The sequence below is a fragment of the Croceibacterium ferulae genome, assembly GCF_003660445.1.
In the GTDB taxonomy this organism is placed as follows: domain Bacteria; phylum Pseudomonadota; class Alphaproteobacteria; order Sphingomonadales; family Sphingomonadaceae; genus Croceibacterium; species Croceibacterium ferulae.
The window spans coordinates 14241-32070 of the sequence record NZ_QZVQ01000007.1 but is presented as its reverse complement, the minus strand read 5'-3'; the positions used below and the strand labels follow the sequence as shown (position 1 = coordinate 32070).

Annotated in this window: 16 protein-coding genes and 1 tRNA gene; 6 read left to right on the top strand and 11 right to left on the bottom strand. The window is 64.0% G+C overall.

Features of this window, described 5'->3' with window-relative positions; all coding sequences use genetic code 11:
- Window positions 1–253 precede the first annotated feature (253 nt).
- From D5S08_RS09055 to D5S08_RS09025, 7 genes are read right to left on the bottom strand one after another with little or no spacing between them, the layout of a single operon-like run.
- Complete coding sequence (locus D5S08_RS09055; protein WP_121117741.1) at window positions 254–1021, bottom strand: MBL fold metallo-hydrolase; 768 nt, start codon at window positions 1019–1021, stop codon at window positions 254–256.
- Window positions 1018–1809 carry a TatD family hydrolase gene (locus D5S08_RS09050; protein ID WP_121117739.1) on the bottom strand — a complete coding sequence of 264 codons (792 nt, stop codon included), beginning with the start codon at window positions 1807–1809 and terminating at the stop codon, window positions 1018–1020. Before D5S08_RS09050 ends, D5S08_RS09055 begins: the two co-directional genes overlap by 4 nt.
- Window positions 1809–3344 (bottom strand): methionine--tRNA ligase, encoded by a 1536-nt coding sequence (gene metG / locus D5S08_RS09045; RefSeq protein ID WP_121117737.1) that lies wholly within the window; start codon window positions 3342–3344, stop codon window positions 1809–1811. The genes D5S08_RS09050 and metG overlap by 1 nt, the downstream gene beginning before the upstream one ends.
- The gene (locus tag D5S08_RS09040; protein ID WP_121117735.1) at window positions 3337–4296 is read right to left on the bottom strand and encodes a DNA polymerase III subunit delta'; all 960 of its coding nucleotides are present in this window, start codon (window positions 4294–4296) and stop codon (window positions 3337–3339) included. Before D5S08_RS09040 ends, metG begins: the two co-directional genes overlap by 8 nt.
- Window positions 4290–4928, bottom strand: a complete 639-nt coding sequence (gene tmk / locus D5S08_RS09035) for a dTMP kinase (protein ID WP_121117733.1) — start codon at window positions 4926–4928, stop codon at window positions 4290–4292. The genes D5S08_RS09040 and tmk overlap by 7 nt, the downstream gene beginning before the upstream one ends.
- Window positions 4925–6136 carry a D-alanyl-D-alanine carboxypeptidase family protein gene (locus tag D5S08_RS09030; protein WP_241557323.1) on the bottom strand — a complete coding sequence of 404 codons (1212 nt, stop codon included), beginning with the start codon at window positions 6134–6136 and terminating at the stop codon, window positions 4925–4927. Before D5S08_RS09030 ends, tmk begins: the two co-directional genes overlap by 4 nt.
- 22 nt (window positions 6137–6158) lie before the next feature.
- Window positions 6159–7172 (bottom strand): lytic murein transglycosylase, encoded by a 1014-nt coding sequence (locus D5S08_RS09025; protein ID WP_241557339.1) that lies wholly within the window; start codon window positions 7170–7172, stop codon window positions 6159–6161.
- Between the two features lie 123 nt (window positions 7173–7295).
- Here D5S08_RS09025 and D5S08_RS09020 point away from each other — a divergent pair.
- From D5S08_RS09020 to D5S08_RS09010, 3 genes are all read left to right on the top strand, one after another.
- A tRNA-Ser gene (locus D5S08_RS09020) sits at window positions 7296–7385 on the top strand.
- Between the two features lie 158 nt (window positions 7386–7543).
- Window positions 7544–8800 carry a tyrosine-type recombinase/integrase gene (locus tag D5S08_RS09015; RefSeq protein ID WP_121117729.1) on the top strand — a complete coding sequence of 419 codons (1257 nt, stop codon included), beginning with the start codon at window positions 7544–7546 and terminating at the stop codon, window positions 8798–8800.
- Between the two features lie 28 nt (window positions 8801–8828).
- Window positions 8829–9653, top strand: coding sequence for a helix-turn-helix domain-containing protein (locus D5S08_RS09010; protein ID WP_121117727.1), 825 nt, complete (start codon window positions 8829–8831; stop codon window positions 9651–9653).
- A 619-nt stretch (window positions 9654–10272) separates the two neighbouring features.
- On the opposite strand, the gene D5S08_RS09005 is transcribed toward D5S08_RS09010, so the two are convergent.
- Complete coding sequence (locus D5S08_RS09005) at window positions 10273–10671, bottom strand: VOC family protein (RefSeq protein ID WP_121117725.1); 399 nt, start codon at window positions 10669–10671, stop codon at window positions 10273–10275.
- A 346-nt stretch (window positions 10672–11017) separates the two neighbouring features.
- On the opposite strand from D5S08_RS09005, the gene D5S08_RS16425 reads away from it, so the two are divergent.
- Window positions 11018–11962, top strand: a complete 945-nt coding sequence (locus tag D5S08_RS16425) for a hypothetical protein (RefSeq protein WP_126665527.1) — start codon at window positions 11018–11020, stop codon at window positions 11960–11962.
- 1347 nt (window positions 11963–13309) lie between these two features.
- On the opposite strand, the gene D5S08_RS08995 is transcribed toward D5S08_RS16425, so the two are convergent.
- The 3 genes from D5S08_RS08995 to D5S08_RS08985 all read right to left on the bottom strand — a co-directional run bounded on the left by D5S08_RS08995 (window position 13310) and on the right by D5S08_RS08985 (window position 15427).
- Window positions 13310–14251 (bottom strand): L-lactate dehydrogenase, encoded by a 942-nt coding sequence (locus tag D5S08_RS08995; RefSeq protein WP_121118117.1) that lies wholly within the window; start codon window positions 14249–14251, stop codon window positions 13310–13312.
- Between the two features lie 55 nt (window positions 14252–14306).
- Window positions 14307–14669 carry a histidine kinase gene (locus tag D5S08_RS08990; RefSeq protein ID WP_121117723.1) on the bottom strand — a complete coding sequence of 121 codons (363 nt, stop codon included), beginning with the start codon at window positions 14667–14669 and terminating at the stop codon, window positions 14307–14309.
- Between the two features lie 68 nt (window positions 14670–14737).
- Window positions 14738–15427 (bottom strand): alternative oxidase, encoded by a 690-nt coding sequence (locus D5S08_RS08985; RefSeq protein WP_121117721.1) that lies wholly within the window; start codon window positions 15425–15427, stop codon window positions 14738–14740.
- 165 nt (window positions 15428–15592) lie between these two features.
- On the opposite strand from D5S08_RS08985, the gene D5S08_RS08980 reads away from it, so the two are divergent.
- Both D5S08_RS08980 and fixJ read left to right on the top strand, forming a co-directional pair.
- Window positions 15593–17104 (top strand): sensor histidine kinase, encoded by a 1512-nt coding sequence (locus D5S08_RS08980; RefSeq protein ID WP_241557322.1) that lies wholly within the window; start codon window positions 15593–15595, stop codon window positions 17102–17104.
- Window positions 17094–17705 carry a response regulator FixJ gene (gene fixJ / locus D5S08_RS08975; RefSeq protein WP_121117720.1) on the top strand — a complete coding sequence of 204 codons (612 nt, stop codon included), beginning with the start codon at window positions 17094–17096 and terminating at the stop codon, window positions 17703–17705. The genes D5S08_RS08980 and fixJ overlap by 11 nt, the downstream gene beginning before the upstream one ends.
- The last annotated feature ends 125 nt before the right edge of the window (window positions 17706–17830 follow it).

The following is a 17830-nucleotide window of genomic DNA, read 5'->3' as shown; positions in this document are numbered from 1 at the left end:
GCGTGCTGCCGCAAACACGCCGACGGGAAAGCTGCAGATTGATAATGTGTATTATGTAAAGTGTAAGCGGCTCTCGCGGGTTTTTCAGTGTACCCCACCGATGATCAGCGCCGTCCCGACAAAGATGGCCAGCCAGATCGCTCCCATCGTCAGCGTTCGACGCGCTCCAATGTCCCGCAATGTGCCAGAGCGCCATATGAGGATCGACCAGCCGAGCAGCGCAATTGCGGAGACGAGCGCAGCTTCTGACACTTCAGATGTCCATCCGCAGGCCGTCATGTCCCGGCAGAACGCCGTCCGGCAGTTCTGCGGATAAGGTGCGGTAGTCCATGCTCTTGTCCAGGTGCGTCAGGATCGTCGTTCCCGCGCGGCAGCGGTGTGCGAAGTCCAGCGTCATCGTGAGATGGGAGTGGCTCGGGTGCGGCTCGCGTCGGAGGCAGTCGGCCACGAGGACATCGACGCCTTCGAACAGATCAAGCATCTCGTCCGTAATCGCCGAGAAATCCGTGGCATAGCCGAGAGACCTGCCATCCGCTTCGAACCGTAGACCCGTGCTGCTGATAGGCCCGTGCGGCATCTCGCACCAGTCGATTGCAAAGCCCGACTGAATGCGCACGCGATCCAGCGTGTCGAGTTCCACGACCGTGGGGTAGCCAAACTGACCGGCGAAAACATAGCTGAACCGATTTCGCAAACGGCGCGCAGTTTCCGTATCGGCGAAGCCGGGAATCGGGCCGTGCCGACCGAACCGAAGTGCCCGCAGATCGTCGATACCGTGCGTGTGATCCGCATGATCATGCGTCCAGAACACAGCGTCGACCCGGCCAATGTCGTTGTCGAGCAATTGGTTGCGAATGTCTGGCGGCGTGTCGACCAGCAGCCGCATGCCTGCCGCACTTTCGACGATGATCGAGACGCGCGTGCGACGGTTGCGCGGCTCGGCCGGATCACAATCGCCCCAATCATTGCCGATGCGCGGCACGCCGGTCGATGTGCCGGACCCGAGCATGATCAGCTTCACGGCGTGGCCTGCACTGTTGCCGCCTTGGAAAACAGGGCGCGGAAGTTGCCGGTCGTGATGTCAGCCAGGTGCTCAGGCTGCTCGCCTCGCAAGGCGGCGACAAACCGGGCGGTGTCGCGCACGAAGGCAGGCTCACACGGTTTGCCCCGGTGCGGCACTGGTGCGAGGAACGGGCTATCCGTCTCCAGCAGCAGTCTATCTGCGGGGATCGTTGTTACGAACTCCTGCAGGTCACGTGCGTTCTTGAAGGTGACGATGCCCGAGATCGAGATCGTCAAACCAAGGTCCAGAACCGCCCGGCCGAAGGCCGCAGTGCCGGTGAAGCAGTGGATCAGCGCCGGAAAAGCACCCTGCCCCAGTTCTTCCTGCAGGATCGCCAACGTATCCTCCTCCGCATCGCGGGTGTGGATGACGACGGGCAGCCCGGTGTTGCGCGCCACGGCGATATGCGTGCGGAACAAAGCCTGCTGCAGCGCGCGATCGGAGTGGTCGTAATGATAGTCGAGACCAGTTTCGCCCAAGGCGATCACCCGCGGATGTGCCGCTTGCGCCAGCAGATCGTCGGCGGTGAGTCCGGCATGCTGGTCAGCCTCATGCGGGTGAATGCCGACGCATGCCCAGACGTCCGGCTCCCGCTCCGCCGTGGCGAGGACGTCGGCCCATTCGCTCTGCCGGGTGGAAATGTTGAGGAACCCGCCGACCCCAGCTGCCCGCGCATTGGCGAGCACCTCTGCCTGCCGTTCGGCCACGCCCTTGTAGTTGAGGTGACAATGGCTGTCGACGAGCATCAGGCCTCCAGATCGAGCCGCGGAAACACCGGGACGGGCTTGTCGATCCGGAACGTTTCCGGAGCTTCGGCCGCCAAGCTGTTGTAATCGCGCTGGTCAGCCGGAATGGTCATGGCATCGAGCAGCTTGGCCGAAGCTGTCGGAATGACCGGCGCCACTGCGACGGCCAATTGCCTGATGCAGTCGCACAGGACGTGCAGCACGGCCTGCATGCGGGCGGGATCAGTCTTGCGCAAGGCCCATGGCGCCTGCTCGTCGACATAGGCGTTGCAGGCGAACACCGCCTGCATCCATGCCTCCAGACCGGCCGCGAAGGCCAGTCGCTCGAACGCTCCGGGCAGTTCCACCTGACAGGCATTGCGCACCTTGGCCAGCAGGGCCTGATCCGCGTCGGACGGTTCGCCCGATGCCGTTACGATGCCTTCGCAGTTCTTGGCGATGAAGCTCAGCACACGCTGCGCCAGGTTGCCGAAGCTGTTGGCGAGTTCGGAATTGGCGCGGCTGACTATCGCCTCGGGCGACCAGGTGCCGTCCTGACCGAAGCTGAACTCGCGCAACAGGAAGTAGCGCAGTACATCCACCCCGAACCGGTCGGCCAGCGCAGTGGGATCGGTGACGTTGCCGAGCGACTTGGACTCCTTCTGCCCGCGATTGAGCAGGAACCCATGCGCGAAGACAGCCTTGGGCAACGGCAGGCCCGCGCTCAGCAGGAACGCCGGCCAGTAGACCGCGTGGAAGCGCACGATGTCCTTGCCGATCAGGTGAAGATCCGCCGGCCAGAACTTCTCGAACATCTCGGTATCGTCGGGGTAGCCGATGCCGGTGAGATAGTTGGTCAGGGCGTCGACCCAGACATACATGACGTGATCGTCGGCGCCGGGCACCTTCACGCCCCAGTCGAAGCTGGTCCGGCTGACGGACAGATCGTTCAGCCCGCCTTCCAGGAAGCGCACGACCTCGTTGCGGCTGCGGTCCGGCTGCACCCAGTCGGGATTGTCGCGGAACAACGCCAGCAACGGCTCCTGATAACGCGACAGGCGGAAGAACCAGCTCTCCTCCGCCGTCCACTCGACGGGTGTGCCCTGCGGAGAGAGCTTTTCACCCCCTTCCCCGACCGTCAGCTCCGCTTCGTCGTAATAGGCTTCGTCCCGGACGGAATACCAACCTTCATAGCGATCCAGATACAGGTCGCCCTTCGCCTCCATCGCCTGCCACAAGGCCTGGCTGGCGCGATGATGCGCATCCTCACTGGTGCGGAAGAATCGATCATAGCTGATGCCAAGAGCATCGAACAGGTCGCGGAAATGACTGGACATTTCATCTGCCAAGGCCCGCGGTTCGAGCCCGAGCTCGCGTGCCTTCTGCGCCATCTTGAGGCCATGTTCGTCCGTGCCGGTCTGGAACCGTACCTCTCGCCCGCGGGCACGCTGGAACCGTGCCAGCACATCGGCGGCTACGGTTTCGTAGGCGTGGCCCAGATGCGGGCGGCCGTTGGGATAGTGGATCGCGGTCGTCAGATAGAAAGGGTCAGCCATGCGCGGCTTCCCTAGGGGGCGCCATGCGGGCGAGCAAGCCGCCGATTTCCATCACCAGCAATCCGGGATCGTAATTGTGTGTGGGCGCCTGCACGCCGAGCTGCACCAGCTGCGCATGGCCGTCCGCCAGGACACGCCGTGCCGAGGGCGGCGTGTCGCGCAACCGCGAGACAGCAACGGCCCGCGCCAGGTCGATGGCCGCCAGCTGCCGCCGTCGGTCCGGCCGTGCGCCGATCGCCTCGGCCAACCGACCCCGGCGGGAGAAGTCGCGATCACCGTGAAGAGCGATCTCGCGCATCAGCTGGTGGATCGGCCCCAGATCCAGCTCCACGAAGTCCAGAGCCATCCCGGGCGACCCGCCCGAGCTTTCGATCGCGGCCTCACGCGCCGCAGCGTCAGCCTGAGGCGCTTCGACCTGCAGGATGCCGTCCATCTGTTGCGCAGAAAGCGTCGGGAACTGCAGCGTGCGACAGCGTGAGCGGATCGTGGGAAGCAAGCGACCGAGCCGGTGGGCGATCAGCAGGAAGTACGTGCCAACGGGCGGCTCTTCCAGGCTCTTGAGCAGCGCATTGGCCGATGCCGGCTCCAGATCATCGGCCGCGTCGATGATGATTGCCCGGCGCGCACCCAGCGTTGGCCTGGTCGTGAGGCGTCCCTGCATCTGGCGCACCTGATCCACGGCGATGTTGCGCTTCGTCTGGTACGGCTTGCCCTCGTCGCGCTTCTTCTCCTCGTCCGCATTGTTTGGCAAAGGCTGCAGCAGCAGGATGTCGGGGTGATCGCCCGCTGGCTGCGCGCTCCCGTCTTCCGCAACCAGCGCGCGGGCAGCGGCGAGCGCGAAGTGCCGCTTGCCGATCCCGCGCCGTCCGGCAAGGATCCAGCCATGCTGCAGCCGCGGCCCGGTCAGGGCGCGCTGCCATTCGGCCCAAGGCTCCTCGTGACCCGTCAGCATGGCGCCGGCAGATCGAGTGCCGTCAAGATGCGGCCATGCACCGCCTCCGGACTGCCGTCGGCATCTATGCGGATGAAGCGCTGAGGATCCTTGTCCGCCAAGTCTGCAAAGCGTGCGCCGACTGCCGCGTGGTAGGTGGCTCCCCTGCCGCCGATGGCATCGCTGGTGTCGCCGTCGCGTGCGTGCAGCCGCTCGCTGGCCGGCCCGGCACCGAGTTCCAGCAGCAGGGTCGTGTCCGGCAGCAATCCGGTGGAGCCGATGCGATGCAAGGTCAGCAGGTCCTCGTCTGTCAGCCCGCCTGCGCCACCCTGATATGCGCGGGAGGAGTCGAGGAAGCGGTCGCACACCACCCAGGCACCCCGCGCGAGTGCCGGAGCGATTGCCTGCGAGACATGGTCGGCCCGCGCCGCTGCGAAGAGCAAGGCTTCGGCCGCCGCGTTCCAGCCGGGAGCCGGTGGGGCGAGCAGCAACTGGCGGATCGCCTCCGCACCCGGCGTGCCACCGGGCTCGCGGGTCAGCAGCACTTCTAGCCCCCGTTGCTCCAGCGCCCTGGCCAGCAGGCGCGCCTGGGTCGACTTGCCGGCGCCCTCGCCTCCTTCCAGCGAGATGAACCGTCCCGCCGGCCGGGTCACGAGACGAAGCCGACCAGGCCGTTGCGCAACCGCCGGAACAGGCCGGCTTCGGCCACGTCCTCCGCCGCGATCAGCGGTACATCATGCGCGACCTGCCCCGGGGCCGATACGCGCAGGAAGGCCACTGTCTGCCCGGCCTTGACCGGAGCTTCCAGCGGACCGCGATAGTGCACCTCGATGCGGGTTTCGGCTACGGTTCCCCGCGCCATGCTGGACAGGACCGGTGCGGTCGTCTGCAAGGCCACGCTGTCGGCAGCGCCCCCTTGGACCAGCGCTTCACCCACAGGGGCGCCGCCGGGCAGGAGCTGGCGGCTGTCAAAGGCCGAAAAGCCCCACTCCATCAGGTCGCGTGCCACCTGGTTGCGCATGGGGATGTTCGGCACGGCGCCCAGCACGATCACCAGCCGCCGGTCGCCACGCTGCGCCGATCCCACAAAGGTATAGCCGGCCTGCCGCGTGTAGCCGGTCTTGATCCCGTCCGCACCCTCCACCCGTCCGGTGATCGGGTCATGATTGGCCTGCGTGATGCCGCGCCAGGTGAAGCCGTGATTGCCGATATAACGACTGTAAAGCTGCGGGTAGCGGGTGACCATCGCCTCCGCGAGGCGCGCCAGATCGCGCGCGCTGGAATAGGTGCGGCCCTCGTCCGGATAGCCGTTGGGCGATCCGTAATGCGTGTCGCGCATCCCCAGTTCGGCCGCATTGGCATTCATCACGTCCAGCCAGCCTGGCAGACTGCCTGCCGCGGTCACAGCCAGCATGACGGCGGCGTCATTGCCGGAGACGGTGGTCGTGCCCATCAGCAGTTGGTCGATCGTGACCTGCTCGCCTTCCTTCAGGAACATGGAGGAGCCCTCCCCCGACCACACCTCTGCCACTTCGCGCGGCACGGTGACGACCTGCTCCGGCTTCAGCGCTCCCTCGCCCAGCAGCTTGAACACACTATAGGCCGTCATCACCTTCGTGACCGATGCCGGCACGAAGCGGCGCCCGGCATCGCGTTCGAACAGGATCTGCCCGCTGGACAGGTCCACCAGATAGGCGACCGGCAGTTCGGGCGGGACGGGCGCCGTATCGGCCAGCGGTGCCAGCACGATGGCAGGGTTCTGCGTGTCGGCCACGGCCGGCACCGGCGTTCGGTTCGCCTGCGCCAGAGCCACCCCACCGCACAGGACCATCGCGCCGAGCGCGAGCAACTTCTTCACCATGCAATCCTTCAAAGCCGCCGGATCAGCGGGCAATCTCGTCCGCCAGCAGGCCGACGCTCATCGCATAATAGTTGGAGCAATTGTACTCCAGGATTACGCGATAATTCTGGGTGATCAGGTACCCAGGCGCCGAAGGTCCATCGGGTTCGAACAGGGCGACCATCGCATCATCTGCGATCGGGCCTTGCGGGGTCACGCCCAGGGCACGCCATTCGGCAACCGTGCGCCACTGACTGTGCCGGACATGAACCCGCGGACAGACCGGCGCGACGACTTCCGTCGTCAGTGCAGCCCGGTCCACGGTGTTGGGCGTGTATGCGCGCACACCCCACGGCTGCCCTGCCCTCCATCCGGCATCGCGGAAGTAGTTGGCGATGGAATACAGCGTGTCTGCCTCGCTGGTCCAGATGTCACGCACGCCATCGCCATCGCCATCCACCGCCAGCCGCAGATAGACCGACGGCAGGAATTGCGGGTTGCCGAAGGCCCCGGCCCAGCTGCCAACCATGGTCTGGCGCGGAATGCCGGTGTCCAGGATGCGCAGCGTGTCGATCAGCTCGCCCTCAAACAGTTCGCGCCTTCGCCCTTCCCACGCCAAGGTCGCCAGCGATCGCACCAGATCAAAATTGCCACGCACCGCGCCATAGGATGTCTCGTGCCCCCAGATGGCGAACAGGATAGGCGCGGGCACTCCATACCGTGCCTCTACCTGCGCGGCGAGCGGCCGCAGCCGTTGATATGCCCTGCGGCCACCATCAATCCGCGCCTGCGTGTTGTGACTTTCCAGATACGGCGCCAGCGGCGGGAACCCCCGCGCTGCGCCGCCGGAAGAGGTGTTGTCCCCGTCCAGCGCGATGACCCGCTGGTTGGGGGTCAGGCCGGCAAAGGCGCTGGCGATGGTCGACTGGGTGACGCCGGCATCGCGCGCCCTGGCCGCGACCTGCTGCAGATAGGCATCGAACGACGTATCCTGCGCGCACGCCGGGACACAGGCGAACAGCGCCACGCAGGCGGCGAGTAGCGGACGGAATGGCATGAACATGGTGCCCCTTGTGGCAAAAGCGCAGGTCCGGTGCAAACCATCGGGTCGCCTATCTGCTCCGCCCGGTCGCCATTTCACTTGGCGAGGCCCCGTTCGCAAGCTAGCGGCATCGCCCAAGGACAGATGGCCGAGTGGTTTAAGGCAGCGGTCTTGAAAACCGCCGTGGGTTCACGCTCACCGTGGGTTCGAATCCCACTCTGTCCGCCAAATACCTGTGTCACTCGGTGCCAGGTTGTCTCACAAGCCGCGGAAAAGCGGAACTTCTTGCGTCTCGTTCGTCTCACGTTATCTCACGTCGTGTCATACGAGCGCGGCGCAGGTGGGGGCATTATGGGGGCACAGGTTTGCAGAAGCGGGGGCATCGCATGCTGACCGACCTGCAGTGCCGCAAGGCCAAGCCCGCCGAGAAGGACTACAAGCTCGCCGATTCTCGCGGCCTGTACCTGTTCGTGACGCGCACCGGCTTTCGGTCTTGGCGCTGGAAGTACCGCTATCTCGGCAAGGAGAAGCGGCTGGTGCTGGGCAGCTACCCGGAGATGGGCCTTGGCGCAGCGCGCGAGGCGCGGGAAGATGCCGCACGATTGCTGAAGAGCGGGGTCGATCCATCGCTCAATGCACGGCAGCTTGCAGCGGTCCGCCAGCAGGAAGCGGATACAACCTTCGAGGCCGTGGCGCGCGACTGGCATCAAGGACAGGCCAGCTCCTGGGTGCCGCAACACGCGGCAGATGTCCTCGGCAGTCTGGAGCGGGACGTGTTCCCGCGGATCGGCGGATTGCCGATCAAAGGCATCACCTCGCCTATGGTGCTAGAGGTGGTGCGGGCAATCGAGAACAGGCCATCGATCGAGACGGCGCGCCGGGTCAGGCAGCGCATCTCGGCAGTCTATGGCTATGCGATCGCCACCGGATTGGCGGAGAGCGATCCAGCCATGCCGATCAAGGCTGCGCTCAAGCCGCTGATCAAAGGACGCCAGCCGGCACTGACGACGCTGGAGGAAGCACGCGCCTTGCTGCGCACGGTGGAAGCCGCACCAGCGCACCCGATGACCAAGCTTGCCTCACGTCTGCTGGCACTCACGGCGTTGCGCCAAGGCGTGCTTCGGACCACCGCGTGGTCGGAGCTCGACGGACTCGATCCCGAGCAGCCCGTCTGGCGGGTGCCTGCCGCCCGCATGAAGCTGAAGCTCGAGCGCAAGCTCGATGCTCGCTTCGACTTTCTGCTGCCGCTCTCGTGGCAGGCGGTCGAAGTGCTGCAGGCGGCGCGCACCCTCGCGCCGTACAGCAAGCTGGTGTTTCCCAGCCAGCGGCATGCCCACCGACCGATCAGCGAGAACGCCGTCGGCTATCTCTACAATCGGCAGACCGCCAATGGCAGGCATGTACCCCATGGTTGGCGAGCGACCTTCTCGACCGTCATGAACGAGCGGGCTCAGCAGCAAGGGCTGGCCGGCGATCGCGCGATCATCGACCTGATGCTGGCACATATCCCGACCAGCGTGGAAGCCAGCTACAACCGGGCAGCCTATCTGCCCCGTCGCCGCGAGATCGCGCAGGAATGGGCGGACCTGCTGCTCGAGGGCATGCCGCCGGCGATGGAGTTGCTGGAAGGTCCACGCCGCTAGCGCGAGCAGCTGAGCTGGGAGGTGCGGCATGAGCCGGCGCACTCACTTCGGCGCACTGCCCTGCCCTGCCCCGCAAGGCCAACGTGCTTCGGCATGGCGCCGAAGTTACGATGTCGCCGATCCCCGTGCGCAGGTGGCGACCACCTGCTGGCAGGCCAGCGATGGCAAGGCCGGCGCGTTCAAGTTCTTTGACGTGCTGCGCAAAGCCATCTGGCGATACTCTGACCATGTCCGTGAGGCCGGCAAGCCACAGCCAATCTGCGCCAACGCGATGCGGGTGTTTGAGGCGCTCGTGAGCCACATGGATTTTACCACCGGCAGGTGCGATCCGGCACTCGACACGATCACGGCCACCTGCCGGCTGTCGCGCCGCACCGTGGTGCGGCAGTTGGAGGTGCTGCGGCGTCAGCGGATCGTTGATTGGGTTAGGCGCACGGTGCCGACCGGCAACGCTCCTGGCGAGGGGCCGCAGCGCAAGCAGACCAGCAATGCATACTTCATCGATCTTGCGCGGGTGCCGGTCGAGATCCTCCGCTACCTGCGTCAGAAGCTGGGCGATCGCCTGCGTGAACCAGCAACTCAGCGCACCGGCTCAGGCCCTGTGCCAACGCGCATGGCCGGCAAAGCGGGACGGCTGATTGCCGGCTTCGCAGCCACCGTTGCCACGTCGCTCGGTCAAGAACGCACCGACAGACGCCGCCTTGCCTACGCATCGCCCGAAGAGCGTTTTGCCCACATGTACCGCGGCAACCCTGACGGCTTGCGGCAGCACCTCGAGTTGGTCGAACTCTTCAGCAGCCCTAGTGCGAGTGCCAACCTGGCATTGTACCCCTCCATCAGAACTAAGGGATAGAAGATTGAAGGCCGCTGGCGCGCCCTCAGGCGCTGCAATGATCGATCATCCGGTCTGTAGGGCCAGTGCCGCACCACCAGCGGAGCGTCAGCGGCAGCGGCGTGCGGGGCGGCTTGCGCCGCCAGGGCTTGGCAGGAGGGCCAAGCGCAAAGGCCGGGCCAAGCCACCGTAGGTGGAGGCGAAAGCACTGGTCGGCATGCCGATCCTAACAGGCCAACCAGGTGCATCATATCGCATCAGCGCGAGACTGATCTCCAAGCTCGGAATGCGCAGGATTGCTGCGGGTTTGCGAACCTAAGCCAGGTGCATCAAAACCGACATAAGAAGTGCGCGGGCGAGGCGGGGGGAGAAGCGCGTTTGAAGGGGTGACAGCGACGAGAGCGGCGGGTCATCGCGGTGGGCTGCTTCCTATGACCGATGGCGCTAAAAAATCGCCCTCCGGTCGTGGAGCGCAGCCTTGTCGCTGCCAGAAAGCCGCCAATCGTTCAGGCCATTCGGCGACTGCTTTCGGACCGCCTGATCACTTGCTTAAATGGCTGAAAGTGGGTGGCAAGCGGACATCCGCGGGGCCGCATGATTGAGGTTCGCTAGGGTTAGAAGCGGGCCCCTGCGGGACGGGTCAGGCAGGAAAATGAATTCCGCACAGTTTGTTGCCGTCGGGGTCACGAAAATATGCCAGTTCGATGGTTCCCATGGAGCCAGTTTCGCGCGGTCCGGGCGGAGCTTCGATCGAGGTTCCGCCAGCGGCAACGGCGGTGTCGTGAAGCTGCTTCACCTGCTCCGGCGAATCGCAGGAGAAGGCGACGGTGCTGCCGTTAGCGACGCTTGCCGGTTCGTCGTTGATCGGCTGACTGACAATGAAGTTGGTCCCATTGCCGTTATTGTAGATCAGACGTGTATGACCGCTGTCGGCGATGTTCCGCGTCCCTTCCCCTGCACCCAAGGTGCCGAGCACCGTGTCGTAGAAGCGCTTGGACCGTTCAATGTCGTTCGATCCGACCATGGTGTGAAAAAGCACGCATACTCTCCTGAAGACTGATCGACTTCCGATCGCCATTCGCGTTACCGCCTAACCGGTAGATAACCCGCGGTCACCCCTGGGCTCTCAAATTGTCCGCTTCGGGGCGTAAGCTGAACAGCAGGTTCTGGTCAGGGTAGGGCCAAAGCCGCCCTTCCGGTTTCAGGCGAGCTTCGCTTGCCTCCGTATGGCCGAAACTGGGTGGTTTCCTGCCATTAGGCTTAAGGCGACTTAGAAGTGGCCGCACGCTCAACCCAGGTGCGGAAGCGAAGATCGAAGTATGTCGACTGACTGGGCTGTGATAGAGTGGCGCTCTGGCATGAGTTACCGCGATAGGGCTAGCAGAATGGCGCTGCTTGAAGGGTTCACCCAATCAATTCCGCTAATCCTCTCGAGGGGACGTTTCCTAAGCGTTGGCGCAACAATTTTGTGTTTGGCTCAGTCCGTACCAACACAGGCGCAAGCAAGCTCCTGCGGTGAAGCTCCGGATTCCGCCCCGTACAGACGCTACCTTGAAAACGGAAGTCACGAGATCCCAGGCTATCGGGAGGTGCTCGCTCGATGGAATGAATGCAATGCTATCCGCGCTGATGAGTTGATGCGGCAGGCTAAAGAGGCGTGGCAAATTGCTAATGACCTCCGCAACAACGGTGGACAAGAGGCGGTAGCAAGTTCTTTGACCAGCCAAATTGATAACGTCATGGGAACGACCTCTTCCGCCCCCTCGGCAGTCATCGAACACGGAAAAGAGTTGATAGCAGAAGTTTATCGTACACCAGCCGGCGGTAGCGGAGTAGCGAATGTTGTTGGTCGGACAGCTACCACTGCATCGCTCGAAGCGACAGCGCAGGCTGCGGCGAACTTCGATGCAGCCATGGCACGAACCATGGGAGCTTCCGATCAATTTACACCTGTTTACGCCCCCACTTTCGGGGAAGTCAGAAGCTCTACAAATGCGGATGCTCGCGTTGCGGCTTTTGAAACCGCGACGGCGCGCACCGCATTGCATGACGGTGGAGCGGTTGCACGGATGCAGAGTGACTATGAGCAACGCCTAGAGGAAGCGCGTGACGACGCCGCCTCTGTTAATCAGATGTATCGTGACCGTGCTGCCGCTCGCCGAGCGGCAGCGGACGATGCTACCTTTGCCGTTGCGATGGCGCGGGCTAACGTCGAGGCTTGGAAGAGCAGCAGGTCGACGACGGAAGCGCGCTCTGGCTTGGACGATGCAGATAGAGCAGGCGACTGGAGCACCGAATTAGGTAGCAGTCGATGTGCGCGAGGGTGTTAAAAATACTATCTTGGTGGCGGCTGTTCTTGTTGCCTGTTCTGCTTACGTTCCATAGTTGGGCATCGGCGCAGTCATCTGTATCTTCAGAACTGCGTCGAACTCTGAGCGGCACTTGGTACGCTCAGGATGCATTTCGCGAAAACTGGGACGGAAAGCGCTTTGGTTTAAATACCGGGCGAGAGGCACTCTGCGTTTATTGCTGTGGCCAAACGTACAGAGTGACCTCCCGCATCATTCTTGATGTCTCGCCACCTGACAGCCCGCGGGTCTTGGCAGGTGAGTACCATACGAATTATGAGGCCACTGATAATATAAAGCCCACTTCAGAGAGCGAGTTAGATTATCCAGCATGGGAAATAGTGTGCGGACCAAATCCAAACCCTAGCAGAGCTCTAGGATATTCTAAGGGCGACGCTGAGATATTACAGGATCCGGCAGATACAGCTTCGCTGCTAATAAGGTTATCACCAAGCGACTATGATAAAGACACATTTCCTATTAAAGTAGTAGATGGCAACACGTTCGAGTTATTAATCCTGCCAGCACATCTAAATAATGGCATCAATGCGACTAGGACTTTCTTTAAATAAGTAGGGCATTAGCTCCGGAGCTAGCTGGCTTTCGTGATAACGGACCACTCCGCTGCTCGGGTCGCTTTGATTGGTCCTTCCTTACTGGAACACCGAACTTTACGCACAAGCCGCAACGGCGGCCACACAGTTTGGCAGCCGTGCGGTGCTTCTGGTGGGGAGGCTGAGGCGAAGACCAGATCAGGTGCTGGTGCGAAGCTGTGCGCCGCACCAGCACCTGTTGCCGCATGCAGCAGCGGTGGTTCACCACGGAGGCCTCGGGACCACCGGGCAGGCACTCAGCTTGGGCGGCGCAATTCGCATAGGCGGTTGCTATCCGACAGCCGTATAAGGCAGCGAACGCCTCTAGCGCGGCTCGGCCGCGAGTTGCTTCCCGTTCAGCAGAAGAGGCGCGGAGATAGGCTCGGATAAGTCCCCATAGTCCTTTTTAGATGGTCCTCCGAGGTTAAGTCCGTTTCACGTTGCTGGCGAACGGAAAAGAGACCGCTTTGTACCTGGTCTTCCAAAGGCATACCCAAAAGGCACCGGCTATGGCGGAGATTGGCATAGCTTGAGGCGTAGGCCATTCGGTCGCGCCTGCAACACGTTACGTAGATGTCTTCTCCGGGCGATCGGTTCTGCCTGGCGCTCGCTTGGCACGGCGCCTTGTCAGCGTGGACCAGTGACATGAGCTGGAACAAGGTTGCTGATGCCGCCGAGTTAAAGATTGTAGCTGGACACCTCGACCGCTTGATGTAATGATTTCCCTTGGGCGGCTTCAGTCAGACGCCCCGGAAAGGCTTGCCACCACTCGCTTCAATATGTCGGCGGAGCGGCGCAGCCCCTCGATCTCGACCTCCGACAGATCCGGGGCCAGCACCCGCAGGATGCCCTCGGACCCGATCAGGCATGGCAGGCTCAGGCACACGCCCTCGATCCCGAACGCACCATCCGCGCGGGTGGAGACGGGCAGCACCACCCGCTCATCCCGGCGGATCGCCTCGCAGATGCGAACGATGGCGGTCGCGATGCCGAACGACGTATACCCCTTGCCATGCACGATCGTGTAGGCTGCCCGCATCACGTCCTCGGCAATCGTTGCGCGCGGGATCTGCCGTGACCCCAGAAAGCTGTCCAGCGCTACGCCGCCGATTCGCACGGTGGAGAATGCGGCAACCTCGCTGTCGCCATGTTCCCCCAGGATCAGCGCCTCGACCGCCGCCGGCGCCACTTTCAGCTGGCTCGCCAGTCGCTGCCGGAATCGGGCACTATCGAGCAGCGTGCCCGTGCCGATCACCCGGTCCGGCGCCAGGCCCGCTGCCTCCTGCGCGATTTGGGTCATCGCATCGACCGGATTCGCGGCAACGACCAGGATGCCGGTGAAGCCCGCCTGCATGATGTTGGCGACACATTCGCGCACGATGACCGCGCTGCGCCCGGCGACCGACAGCCGCGTCTCGTCCCCATGGGTCGCGGCGCCGGCCGTTAGCACCACGATCCGGGCATCGGCGGCATCGGCGTAACTGCCGCTGCGGATCTGGCCGGGGCGTGCCAGGGCGTTCGCATCGGCAATGTCGGTCGCCTCGGCAGTTGCCCTGCCCTCGTCCGCATCGATCAGCACGATTTCGGTGAACAGCCCGCGCAGCATCAGCGCGTAAGCTGCCGTCGCGCCCACATGCCCGGCGCCGACGATCACAATCCTGTCCTTTGCGACTGCCACGATGCTGCTCCTCAATGGTGATTGCTCTTAAGGTTCTGCGCTTTGCCTGATCATCTCACGCGGCGACCTGCGTGTCACATAGGTGATGAAGCACCTGCGTCAGCCTGTCGCCAAGGAGAGGCTTCTCTACCAAGATCGCCCCGGCTTCGATGGCCTGCGACTTGGTGGCGGCGGGCGGATTGGTCGCCAACAGGATGGCAGGCGCACGCAACCCGCGAGCACGAAGCCGGTCAAGCAGGCGGAGCCCGGTATCCGCGTGGCGACGTTGTTCGATGATCAAGCAGGCGGCGCCTGCCGGATCGGTCGCGCGGCTTTCCCCATCCACTACGCGGTACCCTTCCAATGCCAGCGCGAACTGCAGCGAGGCGAGCACTGCGCGATCCTGTTCAAACACGATGATCGGGCGCGGATTGAGCATGGTCCTACCTCGGCTGCATGAACGGGTGTCGGTCGGCGGAATTGCCCGCCGACCCGGCTCTCTGGTGGTCAGGCCGCCTGCTTCCAGGTCGGCTCCAGTGCGGCGTGCGGTGGGCACGGCGCCACCTCGCCCACGGGCAAACCGGCGAGTTCGTTGGCATAGCCGTGGTTCACATCGCGGTGATGCGCCTCGTCCGCCCGCACCACCAGCACCACATCGCGCAGGGTCGCGTCATCGGGCAGGCCCCAATAGTCCTTGGCGAGCTGCGGCGCGGGCACGTTCGGGCTGCGCCCCTCGTCGATCTCCTTGAGGTAGTGGGTATAGCTGATCACCGCCTCTTCCTCGAAGTAGCCGACGACGCGGTGCGCTGTCTTGGAGCTGACGAGATAGAGCGCGAAGAAGAACAGGTAGAATACCCATTGCACGCCGATGATCACCGCCCGTTCGAACCAGGTAGGCTGCGACACCTCGATGAAGGTCATCAGGTGCATCCGCTCGTTCTCGGCCTCGTCCATCAGGGTCTTGATCCAGCCCTTGTCGTCACACATGCGGCGAAGGCAGGCGAGGTGGTTGATCGTGGCGCCGACCATGCCGGGCACTGCCGCCACCGTTTCCAGGACCACCGCGCGGTGCCCGTAACGCTCCGCGAAGAAGGTGTCGGCGCACCAGCGCAGCACCTTGGTGAAGCCGAACGCGACCCGGTCGGACAAGCCGGCGGGCTTGTGATGCACGCCAAGGTCGATGAAGGGGGCAGTCATTGATAGTCTCCGTCTCTGCCGGCGCGTTCACCCGAACGTCGCTGTCGAACCGGAGTTAGGCGTGTCGCAGGAGGCGGAACATTTGGATCATGTACCTACCCCCCTTCCCCTAAGGGCCTTACCGGAGGTGGCGACGCAGGTCCAAGCACGGCAGGGGGTTGAACGGTGAGCGCCCTCGACGCAGCCCGGCACTTCCGGTTCAACCTCCCTCGGCTTGGCCTGCCTGGCGCACTGGCGCTGGGTGCGTTGGTGATCGTCATCGGTGCGGGGATCCGCCTCGCCTTTGCCGATGATCTGGGCCAGCGCGCGACATTCATCTTCTTCGTCCCGGCGGTGGTGGTCGCCGGCGCGTTTTCCGGCATCCGCGCGGGGATCGCCGCCAGCTTGGCCGGCGCGCTGGCGGGCCTCGCCTGCGATCGGCTGATCGGCCCTCTCGCCTCCGGCAGCTGGATTGCCGCCGGTGCCTTTGTCCTGATCGGACTGGCCGTCGCTATCGGCGGTGAATGGTTCCAGCGCGCCCGGCTGGAGGCGGAACGGGTCAACGCCGACCTGCTGCGGCGCGAGGCGCATTTGCGATCCATCCTGGAAACCGTGCCCGATGCGATGGTGGTGATCGACCAGCACGGCATCATCGGGGAGTTCAGCCCGGCGGCGGAACGTCTGTTCGGCTGGAGTGCGGCGGAAGTAGCTGGTCGCAACGTCGCGCTGCTGATGCCCTCTCCTCACCGGGAGGCGCATGACAGCTACCTGCACCGCTACTACGCCACCGGGGAACGGCGGATCATCGGCACAGGCCGGGTGGTGGTTGGCCAGCGGCGCGATGGCTCTACCTTCCCGATGGAACTGGCCGTAGGCGAGATGCGCCTGAACGGCGCCCCTCATTTCACCGGCTTCATCCGCGATCTGACCGAACGCCAGCAGACCGAAACGCGCCTGCAGGAACTGCAAAGCGAGCTTGTTCATGTCTCCCGTCTTACGGCCCTGGGCGAGATGGCGTCTGCCCTGGCGCACGAATTGAACCAGCCGCTATCCGCCATTGCCAATTATCTAAAGGGCAGCCGCATGCTGCTGGCGCGCGAGGCTGTACCGCACGACATGGTGGCCGATGCGGTGGAGCGTGCGGGTGAAGAAGCCCTGCGCGCCGGGGCCATCATCCGCCGCCTGCGCGATTTCGTCGCCCGTGGGGAGACGGAGCGGACGGTGGAAAGCCTGCCCCGGATCATCGAGGAAGCCAGTGCGCTGGCGCTGGTGGGCGCACGTGAACATGGGATCGACATACGTTACACCTTCGACCCGGCGGTCGATCTGGTGCTGGTGGACAAGGTGCAGATCCAGCAGGTGGTCGTGAACCTAGTCCGCAATGCGGTGGATTCCATGGTCGCGGGCGCCCTGCCCCGTCGTGAACTGTCGGTGCGCATCGACCCTGAAGGGTCGGACCTGGCGCAGGTCAGCGTCTCGGACACCGGGCCCGGCATCAGTCCTGACATCGCCGCCCAGCTGTTCCAGCCATTCATCACCACCAAGCGGACGGGCATGGGCGTCGGCCTGTCCATTTCGCGCACCATCGTGGAGGCGCACGGCGGTCGCATCCGGGCGGAGGCTCAACCAGGCGGCGGAGCGCTGTTCGCCTTCACCGTGCCGCGCGTGACGCAAGAGGAGTTGTCCGATGACGAGTGACCCCATTGTTCATGTGATCGACGATGATGAAGGCGCCCGCCATTCACTCGAATTCCTGCTCGACTGTGCCGGGCTGAAGGTGCGGTCCTTTCCGTCTGCCGATACCTTCCTAAAGGCGGAACCGCCGCTGGATCATGCCTGCGTCATCACCGACGTGCGGATGCCCGGCATGAACGGCATCGAGCTGGCGCAGGAATTGAAGCGGCGCGGCGCGCATGTGCCGGTGATCGTCATCACCGGCCATGCGGACGTGCCGCTGGCGGTGCAGGCGATGCATGCGGGGGTGTCGGACTTTATCGAGAAGCCCTATGATGACGATAAGATCCTGGGCGCGATCCGCACGGCACTGGCCCGGCAGGCCGATCGCGGCGCCGTCGAGGCCGAACGCGACCGGGCGCAGGAATTGCTGGTCACACTGTCCGCGCGGGAGCGGGAGGTGATGGAAGGGCTGGTCGCGGGAGAGGCGAACAAGGCAATCGCCTATGACCTTGGCATCAGTGCCCGCACTGTGGAGGTCTATCGCGCCAACGTTATGCTGAAGATGCAGGCGAAGACCCTGTCCGAACTGGTCCGCATGGTTACGATCTCCCGCTTCACCTGATTGGCGGCGCACAGAGGCGGTTCCGGGCTCAACTCCGGTACGGCCCGTAGGGAGATGACCGAAACTGACAGGCCACCACCATGATCCTAGGTCGGCAGAGGAGCGTTGCGGCGCCCTTTCCCTTT

What these genes read in the sequence shown, in the direction of transcription:
- D5S08_RS09050 (WP_121117739.1), bottom strand. Translation starts at nt 1,809, where the DNA reads ATGCTCGTCGACAGCCATTGTCACCTCAACTACAAGGGCGTGGCCGAA.
- metG (WP_121117737.1), bottom strand. Translation starts at nt 3,344, where the DNA reads ATGGCTGACCCTTTCTATCTGACGACCGCGATCCACTATCCCAACGGC.
- D5S08_RS09040 (WP_121117735.1), bottom strand. Translation starts at nt 4,296, where the DNA reads ATGCTGACGGGTCACGAGGAGCCTTGGGCCGAATGGCAGCGCGCCCTG.
- D5S08_RS09030 (WP_241557323.1), bottom strand. Translation starts at nt 6,136, where the DNA reads ATGGTGAAGAAGTTGCTCGCGCTCGGCGCGATGGTCCTGTGCGGTGGG.
- D5S08_RS09025 (WP_241557339.1), bottom strand. Translation starts at nt 7,172, where the DNA reads ATGCCATTCCGTCCGCTACTCGCCGCCTGCGTGGCGCTGTTCGCCTGT.
- D5S08_RS09015 (WP_121117729.1), top strand. Translation starts at nt 7,544, where the DNA reads ATGCTGACCGACCTGCAGTGCCGCAAGGCCAAGCCCGCCGAGAAGGAC.
- D5S08_RS09010 (WP_121117727.1), top strand. Translation starts at nt 8,829, where the DNA reads ATGAGCCGGCGCACTCACTTCGGCGCACTGCCCTGCCCTGCCCCGCAA.
- D5S08_RS16425 (WP_126665527.1), top strand. Translation starts at nt 11,018, where the DNA reads ATGGCGCTGCTTGAAGGGTTCACCCAATCAATTCCGCTAATCCTCTCG.
- D5S08_RS08990 (WP_121117723.1), bottom strand. Translation starts at nt 14,669, where the DNA reads ATGCTCAATCCGCGCCCGATCATCGTGTTTGAACAGGATCGCGCAGTG.
- D5S08_RS08985 (WP_121117721.1), bottom strand. Translation starts at nt 15,427, where the DNA reads ATGACTGCCCCCTTCATCGACCTTGGCGTGCATCACAAGCCCGCCGGC.
- fixJ (WP_121117720.1), top strand. Translation starts at nt 17,094, where the DNA reads ATGACGAGTGACCCCATTGTTCATGTGATCGACGATGATGAAGGCGCC.